Below are 9,262 nucleotides of genomic sequence, written 5' to 3'. Positions count from 1 at the left end.
CAGGACGGTTTCCAGCGCAGTGTCGAGCACATCGAAGGCCGCCGAAAGCGTCTCCCCGTCGACCATGACACCGCAACTCATACTGACGAAACTAGACCGACCCACCGACAAAACACCCCGCCGGGAAACCATTGAAACACGTGTGACACAAGAGGTTTCACAAAGCGGTAGCGGGCAGAGCTAACATGCACTTGTGACTGGTTCCTACACCTACGCCTTCGACGACATCCGAAACCGTCCGGTCGCGGTGATCGGGGCGGGCACTCTGGGCCGCCGCATCGCCCTGATGTTCGCCACCCGCGGCGGAACCGTGCGCATCTATGCGCGCCGCGCCGAACAGCGTGACGAAGCGACGCAGTTCGTGACCCAGGCACTACCCAAGCTGGTGGCCGACCGAGGATTTGGCGATGTCGGCGTCGTAACCGCCACCGGGTCGCTTGACGAGGCGTTGGACGGAACCTGGCTAGCCGTGGAGTCGGTCCCGGAGAAGCTCGACATCAAGATTGCGCTGTGGGGACAGATCGACCAAGTCGCCCCAGCGGGCACCATTTTCGGAACCAACTCGTCGTCCCTGCCCTCGCGCCTGATGGCCGAAAACGTGCACGACAAAACACGTTTGTGCAACATGCACTTCTACATGCCACCGGACATCAACGCGCTCGAGTTGATGTCGAACGGACAGACCGACCGCGGTCTGCTCGACACGCTGCTAACCGTGCTGCCCGAATTCGGCGTGCATCCCTTCGAAGTGCGCAAGGAGAGCACCGGTTTCATCTTCAATCGCGTCTGGGCCGCCATTAAGCGCGAGTCGCTGGCCGTGGTTGCCGAGGGCGTGGCCCGACCCGAGGATATCGACGGGATGTTCAAGCGCGCCTTGGGTGTGTCGGTCGGCCCGTTTCAGATGATGGACCTGGTCGGCCTCGATGTCGTGCTCGACATCGAAAACCATTACGCCGCAGAGCTTCCGCACCTGCCGCTCAACGTGCGCGAGCTGCTGGCGTCCTATATCGACGCGGGCAAGCTCGGCATCAAGACCGGCGAGGGCTTCTACACGTACTAGTTGCTGAGAACCAGGCGCCAGTTGCCCTGAACATCACGGTCCGGAACACACCAAAAGTTGTTCCAGCCACCCGGCGTCGTCGCCTTCACGCCCGGTCCGGCATCCTGGCATGCCTGCCGAGACGGATAGCTGCCCTCGGTCTGAATCGTGTCGGCGTTGCTGATGCCCAGCCCGGCAGTCATCAACCCCGCAACGGCCAGCGCACCGGCGGCAAAGAGTCGCTTCATGTTCATGGGCATCACGCTAAGCCTTGTCAGACGTCTGCACAGGGCTTTTGGCCATCATGGCTATGCGCGCTGCAGCGACACCGCGGTCGCGACGGCCTCGAGCAGCCGGGCGAGTTGCTCGGCGTTGCTGACCGTGCGGTCTCCGCCGGCAAGCCGAGTGAACACGCCCGCGATGAACGTCATGACGGCCGTCGTCTGCGCGTCGAGCAAGGCGGGATCGTCGGTGCCGGGTTGCAGATGCGCGATCGCCTGGTGAGTCATCGCGTTCATCCGGGCGACGAACGCCTGTGACGTCTCTGCGAGACCAGGATCGCGCACCGCTCCCATCAGCAATTCGTGCCGCGCGCGGTTCAGCATCAGTCCGGGTCCGTCGGCCTGCATCATCGTCAGCTCCGCCAGGTGCGCGAACGGCGAAAGCGGTTCCAGCGGCGCGTCGATCACCGATTGCAGATTGGCGACATCGATCTCGGCGACCCGCTTGCCGACGCCCCGCAACAACGCCGCTCGGGTGCGGTAGTAGTACGAGGTGGTGCCATCCGGTACTTCCGCGCAGCGATCGACCTGCCCGTGCGTCAACCCGCGCGACCCGTGCTCGGCCAGCACCTGGATCGCGGCGTCACACAGTTCGCGCCGGCGTTCGTCGCCGTTGCGCTTGCGGGATCGTGAGCTGGCTGCCATGGGTCACCGAAGGACGGTGCCGCCGTCGATGTTGACGACCTGACCGTTGATCCATTCGCCTTCCTCGGACAGCAGGAAGGCGACCAGCGCGGCGATGTCCTCGGGATCGCCTACCCGCGTCCCGCGGATGCGCTTGAGCGCCCCGGACTGCAGCTCCTGCCATTGCGGAACGGAGCGGATGGCCTCGGTCGCGGTGAATCCCGGTGCCACCGCGTTGCAGCGGATGCCTTGCTTGCCCCACCGGGAGGCGACATGGCGGGTCAGCGCGCCGATTCCGGCTTTCGCGGTGGCGTAGGCCGGTCGCGCGGGCTCGCCCTGAAACGCCGCCGCCGACGACATGTTGACGATCGCCCCGCCGCCGCTGGCGAGCATGCGTGGGATGGCGTATTTCATCGCGGCGACGTACCCGCGCAGGTTGACCGTCATCACGCGATCCCACACGTCGAAGTCGATATCGACCACATCGGAGTCGGCACGGATCGTGCTCATGTCGGCGCCGACATTGAACAGCAGGTCGACCCCGCCGTAAGTCGTTGCCGCAGTGTCGATCAGGTCGGAGACTGACGCGGGATCCGCGAGGTCGAACGCGACATGCGATGCCGTGCCGCCGGCTGCGACGATGCGTGCGGAGGTCTGCTCCGCGGCGCCGGCCGCGACGTCGCCCACGACGACCCGGCAGCCTTCGGCCCCGAGCCGGGCGGCGGTCGCGGCACCGATGCCGGTGGCGCCGCCGACTACCACCGCAACCCGTTCGGCCAGACCGCGCAGTCCCATCAATCACCTTCTCCCGCGTCGAGGATATTGACTTTACCTCTAGAACTGTAGAGGATTGCAAGTCATGGCCGGAATTCACCGGGAGCGTCCCGGGGCCGCCGATCTGGCGGCGGCAACCGACACTCCTGCGACGCCGCTGGGCAACGACATCTGGATGTCGCCCGGCGTCTCCAACTCCTACGCCGTCGCCACCGATGAGGGTCGGGTCATCGTCAACGCCGGACTGGTGTTCGAAGGCCCGTTACACCGCAAGGCTTTTGCCGACATTGCGGGCCCGGCGCGGGCCATCGTGGTCACCCAGGGGCATGCCGACCATTGGGGCGGGGTGACCACGCTGCGCGACGACGGCACCGAGCTGGTGATGCACCGCAACTACCGGTATTGGCGCGACGACAACAATCTGCTGATGGGCTATCGCGTGCCCAAGACGTCGTTCGCCTTCCAGAAGTTCTCCGACGCGGTCCTCGAGCACTTCAAGACCATCGATCCTGCGACGATTGACTTCTCCTTTCCCGAGCCGACCACGACGTTCGACCGCCACCATGAATTCACGGTCGGCGGAAGGGCTTTCGAGCTGACCTGGACGCCGGGCGGCGAGACCACCGACGCGCTGGTGGTGTGGCTGCCCGAGGACCGAATCCTGTTCAGCGGCAATCTGTTCGGGCCGTTGTTCGGCCACGTGCCGAATCTGATGACCATCCGCGGCGACCGGTATCGCGACCCGATTCTCTACATCGAATCGCTGAACACCGTGCTGGACTTCTCCCCGCAGCGCCTGATTACCGGACACTTCGCTCCGATCGAGGGTGCCGATCGCATCGCCGAGGAAGTCACCGCGATGCGCGACGCCATGCAGGCCGTTCACGATCGCACCGCGGAGCTGATGAACTCAGGCGCCGACATCCACACGGCGATGCGCGACGTCAAGGTGCCATCCCAGCTCGACATCGGCGAGGGCTACGGCAAGACGTCCTGGAACGTGCGCGCCATCTGGGAGATGTACACGGGATGGTTCCGGCATCGATCCACCACCGAGCTCTATGACGTGGCACCGGATTCCGTTGCGGCCGACGTGGTTAACGCCGCCGGCGCCGACGCGTTGGTCGAAGCGGCCCGCGCCCATGTCGACAAGGGGCGGCCGCTACCGGCGATACACCTGACCGACCTCATTCTCACCGCCCAGCCGGCGCATCCGGCGGCACGCGAGGTGGCCGCCGACGCGCACGAGGCCCTGCTCGGAGACACCGAAAACTTCTGGGAAAAAGCCTGGCTCACCAAATCTATCGACGAATTGAGGACCGACAGATGAACTCGATCAGGTTCGACTTCACCGGCGCCAATGTGCTGGTGACCGGTGGCACCAGCGGCATCGGCAACGCGATTGCCGCCGATTTCGCCAACGCGGGCGCCAGCGTCACCGTCACCGGCACCCGCGGATCGGCCACGGACTATCCCGAGACGGACCTGAGCGCATTCACCTACCGCCAGTGCCAGATCCAGGATCCCGACGCCGTCGACGCCCTGGCGGACTCGCTGGGTGAACTCGACGTCCTGATCAACAACGCGGGTGGCCCCTATCCCGCCGGCGATGAATACGACCCGGATGGCTACGTCGCGTCGGTGACGCAGAACATGTTGGGCCCCATGAGGTTGACGATGCGCTGTCATGAACGCCTGACGGCGAGCGAGGCGTCCGGCGGCGCCAGCGTCGTCAGCATTGTCTCGATGTCCGCGTTCCGTTCGGCGGTCTTCGTCCCGGGCTACGCCTCCTCGAAGATGGGTCTGGTCGCGTTGACGATGAACCTTTCTCGTCGCTGGGCCAACGACGGAATCCGGGTCAACACGATCGCACCCGGGCTGATCGACACCCGAATGACGCACCCGGCCATGGGCGTGCCGGAAATCATGGACGTCGAGATCGGCTTCCACACCCCGCTGGGCCGACCCGGTACGCCGCAGGACTGCGCCGGCGCGGCGCTGTTCTTGTGTACCGATGCCGCGTCGTACATCACCGGCAGCACCATCGCCGTGGACGGCGGCTACCTGACGGTCTAGAGCCATGAGCGATCCGAAAAGCTTTGCCAACATCGCGACCCCCGACGACGTCTTCAAGTTGGCGTCACAACGCACCGGCCGCACTGAAATCGATTCCGACTCTTGGCGAGACGGATTGCAGCTGATCCTCGACGACCTCAACAATTCGCCGGCCTTCACGCAGCACGGCCGGGAACGCATCCTCGACGACGCCACCAACGCGCTGGGCCGGCGGCTGCAGGTGCACGGGTATATCCGCGAGCATCCCGAGGTGCTCGACGCGCCGGTCGAGCGCCCGTTGATCGTGCTCGGCATGCCCCGCACCGGCACCACCGTGATCAGCTACCTGCTTGACCAGGATCCGGGGCGTCGCTCGCTGCTGCACTGGCAGTGCGTGGATCCGATACCGCCGGCGCCCACCGAGACGCTGCGCACCGACCCGCGCTGCCTGGCGCTGCTGGAGGAGCAGAGCAAGATCCTGCAGATGGTGACGCAGGCGAAAGTGGCTCTGCCGCACTGGGAGGACGCCGACGGCCCCACCGAGGACATGTTCATCCACAACCAGGACTTCAAGGGCCTGTCCTGGGATTCGTTCCTGTCGACCGCGCGCTACACCGAATGGCTTTTCGACGAGACCGACATGACCAGCACCTACGAGTACCAGAAGCGCTATCTGCAGGTGCTGCAGTCCACCGCGCCCGGCGCCTGGAGCCTGAAGATGCCGTCGCATTCGGTGCACATCGAGGCGCTGCTGAAGGTGTTCCCGGACGCTCGATTGGTGTGGGCGCATCGCGACCCGTACAAGGCGACCGGGTCACTGGCCAACCTGTGGAAGCTGCCGAAGGGGATGACGCATCAGCCCGAGGCCATCGATCTGGAAGCCATGGGGCGCAACGCGATGTGGCAGCTGCGCTACCACGTGGACCGGCCGCTGCGGGCCCGCGAGCGCATTGGCGACGACCGCTTCTTCCACATGTACTACCACGAGATGATGCGCGACCCGATGGACGTGATGCGCCGCATCTACGCGTGGGCCGGCGATCCGCTGACAACCGAAGCCGAAGCGCGCATGCGCAATTGGCTCACCGAACATCCGCAGGACCGGTTCGCGCTCAACTCCTACAGCCTCGACCAATACGGCCTGAGCGTCGAACAACTCGAGCCGGTTTTCGCCGAATACCTTGACACCTTCGACATCGAACTCGAGGCAGCACCATGAAAATGTCAATCGTCACCGAGCCGGGCAAGGCAGAGGTCATCGACGCCGATCGGCCACAAGCCGGTCGCAGCGACGTGCTGGTCCGGATGCGCGCCTGCGGCATCTGCGGTTCCGATGCCTTCTACATCACGATCGGCGGCATCCCGCCGCGCCGGGGACACACGCCGCTGGGGCACGAGCCGGCCGGCGAAGTCGTCGAGGTCGGCGACCAGGTGTCCGGTATCGCGGTCGGCGATCACGTCGTGATCAATCCGATGGCGGCGCCGAGCGGCATCATCGGCAACGGGGGAGCGACCGGAGCTCTGGCGGACTACCTGCTGATCGAAGACGCCGTTCGCGGAACAAGTCTCGAGGTCATCCCGGGCCACATCCCGTGGGAGGTGGCCGCGCTCAACGAGCCGATGGCCGTCGCCCGCCACGGTGCCAACCAGTGCAAACCCAAGCCGACGGACAAGGTCGTCGTGTTCGGCGCCGGGCCGATCGGTCTGGGCGCTACGCTGGCCTTCAAATCCCTTGGCGTAAGCCATGTGGTGGTGGTGGACCTGATTCCCACCCGGCTGGACAAGGCGTTACAGATCGGCGCCGACGCCGTGATCAACTCCGCCGAAGAGAGCGTCGTGCAGCGCCTTATCGAATTGCACGGTGAGGGCGATTGTGTCTTTCCGCGGTCCCCGGGCGCGGCCGGCAGCGATATCTACCTCGACGCCGCCGGGGCGCCGGCCGTCATCGATACCGCGCTACTCGCCGCCAAGAAGGGCGCAACCCTGGGAATCGTTGGCGTCCACAAAGAGCCGGTACCCGTCGAGTTCGTCAACATCATGAGCAACGAGATCACCATCGTCGGATCTATGGGATATCCCGACGAGATCTTCGAGGTGACCAAGGACCTCGTGGCGAACTGGGAGAAGTACGCGCTGATCGTCAGCCACACCATCGGATTCGAGCACGTCGGCGAGGCACTCGAACTCGCCGGCACACCCGGCGCCGCCGACAAGGTGGTGTTGACCTTCTAGGGGCGAGCTAGGTAGTCGAGGGCGAGCCTGGCGGCGTTGGCGCCGCACATGCCATGCGCGCCCGGTCCGGGTGGAGTGGCCGCCGAGCAGATATACATGCCCGGAACACCAATAGTGTAGGGCGAAAATGTGATTCGCGGACCGAATGTGAGTTGGCGAATGTCTTTCGATCCGGTCATGATGTCGCCACCGGCGTAGTTGGCATTGAAGGTGGCCATCTGCGTCGTGGTGCGGACGGTCTGGCCGACGATGCGGTCGCGGAAGCCCGGCGCGAACCGCTCGATCTGGCTGATGATCGCCTCCGTCGCGTCGCCGGTGTATCCGTTGGGGACGTGCGCGTAGCTCCACACCGGGTGGGTATTGCCCACCGATCGTTGCGGATCGGCCAGGTACTGCTGACCTATCAGCACGAAAGGTCGCTCGGGCATTCGCCCGGCGTGAACGTCTCGCTCGGTGCCGGCGAGTTCCGCGTAGCTACCGACCAGATGCACGGTTCCGGCCCGCTGCGCGTCCGGGTTTGTCCACGGCACGCCGCCCTCGACGGCGAAGTCGACTTTGAACGCACCGGGGCCACGCCGGAACTTGGTGAAGGCGGCCGAGATTCGGCGTGGGAGACGATCCCCGAGGATGCCCGCGACCGCGCTTGGGGCCAGGTCGAACAGCGTGACGTCCGCCAGTGGCAGCTGCGACGAATTCTGCACCCGGACACCGGTTTCGATCTTGCCGCCCAGGTCGGTCAGCAGCGTGACCATCGCATTGGCGATCGACTGCGATCCGCCTTCGGCCACCGCCCAGCCGTGCCGGTGCCCGGCCGCGAGCAGGCCCATCCCGATCGCCGAGGTCATCGGGTAGTGCAGCGGCCGGAAGGCGTGGGCCGCAACACCTCCGAACAAACCCCGGCCCTCCTCGGTGCGCAACGTCCGTGCGAACGTCGATGCGGGAAGCAGGGTGGGCGCACCGAACCTGGCCAGCATCAGCGGATGATGCGGGATCCGCAGCAGCGGCCCCATGATGTCGCCACTGAGCGAGTCGAAATGGGCGGCCGGGTAGCCGAACGCACGGCGCCATAGCGCCCCGTCGCGACCCAGGCCGGCTGCCGTCTGCTGCACCGAGCGGTGCAGCACGCCGGCGCTGCCACCGTCGAGCGGGTGCACGCAATCGATGTCTGGCCAGCGCCACGTCAACCCGTACCGCTGCAGGTTGAAGCTGCTCAGGAATGGCGAGCCAACGGCCATCGGGTGAATCGCCGAACACTGGTCGTGCAGCAGGCCCGGAAGAATCGCCTCGGCGCTGCGCATGCCGCCGCCGATTTCGTCGGCGGCTTCGAGCAAGGTGACCTGCACGCCCCTGGCGGCCAGGCAGATAGCGGCCGCGAGCCCGTTGGGGCCACTACCCACCACTACTGCGGTACTCATCTTCACTGTGCACGTTACCGCGAGCGCACTCCTACCTCAGTGGGTTGCGTCCGTCCATTGTTGGCAATACCCGTGCGCGATGCTGAATTGTGTCGCCGCAGACATCTCATTTCCACCAATGGTGGCTAATGATATTGAGATGGCTATTCGCGACGACACCGTTTTCGAAGGTCCTCTTGGGCGGCTTGCTCGCAGTGTGTGGCAAGTGCTCCTCGTCACCGGCATCCTGGCGGTTGCGCTGGGTATCATCGTCCTGGCCTGGCCTGGCCTGGCCTGGCCAGGACGGACGCTGTTCGTGGCAGGCGTCCTGTTCGGCATCTACCTGGTGGTTTCCGGTATCGGTTACGTGTTCGCCGCGTTCGGCTCGCACGCCGGCGCCGCGATGAGAGTGTTGACATTTATCACCGGCATCGTGTCGCTGATTCTGGGATTCTTCTGCTTCCGCGAAGAATTCGAGGCTGTCACGCTTTTGGCGATCTGGATCGGCATCAGCTGGCTGTTCCGCGGAATGACGCTGCTCGGCGCGGCGTTGTCGCTGGATCACATGCCCGGCCGCGGCTGGCAGGTGCTGTCCGGCTTGATCATTGTGATCGGTGGCGCCGTGCTGATCGTTTCGCCGCTTCGCTCGATCGCCGTCCTGGCCCTGGTCGCCGGCTGCTGGCTGATCGCCATCGGCATCGTCGACGTGATCACTGCCATTCAGGTACGCAGCCGGACGAAAGCCGCTTGACCGGGCAACCAAACCTCTTGGAGCACAACGTCGGTCGCTAAGCGGCCGGCGTTGTGTGTTGAGGGCTCACCCGGTTGACCAACCCCGAATTCGGTCGCGCACGCCGCCGCCG

At 65.3% G+C, this 9,262-nt stretch carries 10 protein-coding genes; 6 read left to right on the top strand and 4 right to left on the bottom strand.

The features are described from left to right. The first annotated feature begins 193 nt into the window (after positions 1 to 193). Complete coding sequence (locus H7K34_RS09610; protein WP_264061667.1) at positions 194 to 1,060, top strand: 3-hydroxyacyl-CoA dehydrogenase family protein; 867 nt, start codon at positions 194 to 196, stop codon at positions 1,058 to 1,060. Here the strand turns inward: H7K34_RS09610 and H7K34_RS09605 are convergent. Genes H7K34_RS09605 through H7K34_RS09595 form a run of 3 tightly spaced genes read right to left on the bottom strand, consistent with a single transcriptional unit; the run spans position 1,057 to position 2,739 of the window. Next, complete coding sequence (locus H7K34_RS09605; RefSeq protein WP_264061666.1) at positions 1,057 to 1,293, bottom strand: hypothetical protein; 237 nt, start codon at positions 1,291 to 1,293, stop codon at positions 1,057 to 1,059. The genes H7K34_RS09610 and H7K34_RS09605 overlap by 4 nt on opposite strands. A 54-nt stretch (positions 1,294 to 1,347) precedes the next feature. Continuing rightward, positions 1,348 to 1,965 carry a TetR/AcrR family transcriptional regulator gene (locus H7K34_RS09600; RefSeq protein ID WP_264061665.1) on the bottom strand — a complete coding sequence of 206 codons (618 nt, stop codon included), beginning with the start codon at positions 1,963 to 1,965 and terminating at the stop codon, positions 1,348 to 1,350. Between the two features lie 3 nt (positions 1,966 to 1,968). Continuing rightward, entirely contained in the window at positions 1,969 to 2,739 is a 771-nt protein-coding gene (locus tag H7K34_RS09595) for an SDR family NAD(P)-dependent oxidoreductase (RefSeq protein ID WP_264061664.1), read from the bottom strand. Between the two features lie 64 nt (positions 2,740 to 2,803). Between H7K34_RS09595 and H7K34_RS09590 the strand changes: the two genes are divergently transcribed. Genes H7K34_RS09590 through H7K34_RS09575 form a run of 4 tightly spaced genes read left to right on the top strand, consistent with a single transcriptional unit; the run spans position 2,804 to position 7,005 of the window. Further along, complete coding sequence (locus tag H7K34_RS09590; RefSeq protein ID WP_264061663.1) at positions 2,804 to 4,048, top strand: alkyl sulfatase dimerization domain-containing protein; 1,245 nt, start codon at positions 2,804 to 2,806, stop codon at positions 4,046 to 4,048. Continuing rightward, a complete protein-coding gene (locus H7K34_RS09585; RefSeq protein WP_264061662.1) occupies positions 4,045 to 4,794 on the top strand; it encodes an SDR family NAD(P)-dependent oxidoreductase in 750 nt (249 codons plus the stop codon). The genes H7K34_RS09590 and H7K34_RS09585 overlap by 4 nt, the downstream gene beginning before the upstream one ends. 4 nt (positions 4,795 to 4,798) lie before the next feature. Continuing rightward, a complete protein-coding gene (locus H7K34_RS09580) occupies positions 4,799 to 5,992 on the top strand; it encodes a sulfotransferase family protein (RefSeq protein ID WP_264061661.1) in 1,194 nt (397 codons plus the stop codon). Then, the gene (locus tag H7K34_RS09575) at positions 5,989 to 7,005 is read left to right on the top strand and encodes a zinc-dependent alcohol dehydrogenase (protein ID WP_264061660.1); all 1,017 of its coding nucleotides are present in this window, start codon (positions 5,989 to 5,991) and stop codon (positions 7,003 to 7,005) included. The genes H7K34_RS09580 and H7K34_RS09575 overlap by 4 nt, the downstream gene beginning before the upstream one ends. Here H7K34_RS09575 and H7K34_RS09570 read toward each other — a convergent pair. Then, positions 7,002 to 8,420, bottom strand: coding sequence for a phytoene desaturase family protein (locus H7K34_RS09570; RefSeq protein ID WP_264061658.1), 1,419 nt, complete (start codon positions 8,418 to 8,420; stop codon positions 7,002 to 7,004). The genes H7K34_RS09575 and H7K34_RS09570 overlap by 4 nt on opposite strands. Before the next feature lie 139 nt (positions 8,421 to 8,559). On the opposite strand from H7K34_RS09570, the gene H7K34_RS09565 reads away from it, so the two are divergent. Beyond that, entirely contained in the window at positions 8,560 to 9,150 is a 591-nt protein-coding gene (locus H7K34_RS09565) for an HdeD family acid-resistance protein (RefSeq protein ID WP_264061656.1), read from the top strand. The last annotated feature ends 112 nt before the right edge of the window (positions 9,151 to 9,262 follow it).

Source organism: Mycobacterium montefiorense (assembly GCF_025823255.1).
In the GTDB taxonomy this organism is placed as follows: Bacteria; Actinomycetota; Actinomycetes; order Mycobacteriales; family Mycobacteriaceae; genus Mycobacterium; species Mycobacterium montefiorense.
The sequence above is the reverse complement of the archived record's forward strand: the minus strand, read 5'-3'. Positions and strand labels throughout refer to the sequence as shown.

Bases quoted from the DNA above. Each gene is read 5' to 3' on its own strand.
- H7K34_RS09585 (WP_264061662.1), top strand. From the start codon at position 4,045: ATGAACTCGATCAGGTTCGACTTCACCGGCGCCAATGTGCTGGTGACC.
- H7K34_RS09565 (WP_264061656.1), top strand. From the start codon at position 8,560: ATGGCTATTCGCGACGACACCGTTTTCGAAGGTCCTCTTGGGCGGCTT.
- H7K34_RS09575 (WP_264061660.1), top strand. From the start codon at position 5,989: ATGAAAATGTCAATCGTCACCGAGCCGGGCAAGGCAGAGGTCATCGAC.
- H7K34_RS09590 (WP_264061663.1), top strand. From the start codon at position 2,804: ATGGCCGGAATTCACCGGGAGCGTCCCGGGGCCGCCGATCTGGCGGCG.
- H7K34_RS09570 (WP_264061658.1), bottom strand. From the start codon at position 8,420: ATGAGTACCGCAGTAGTGGTGGGTAGTGGCCCCAACGGGCTCGCGGCC.
- H7K34_RS09605 (WP_264061666.1), bottom strand. From the start codon at position 1,293: ATGAACATGAAGCGACTCTTTGCCGCCGGTGCGCTGGCCGTTGCGGGG.
- H7K34_RS09600 (WP_264061665.1), bottom strand. From the start codon at position 1,965: ATGGCAGCCAGCTCACGATCCCGCAAGCGCAACGGCGACGAACGCCGG.
- H7K34_RS09595 (WP_264061664.1), bottom strand. From the start codon at position 2,739: ATGGGACTGCGCGGTCTGGCCGAACGGGTTGCGGTGGTAGTCGGCGGC.
- H7K34_RS09580 (WP_264061661.1), top strand. From the start codon at position 4,799: ATGAGCGATCCGAAAAGCTTTGCCAACATCGCGACCCCCGACGACGTC.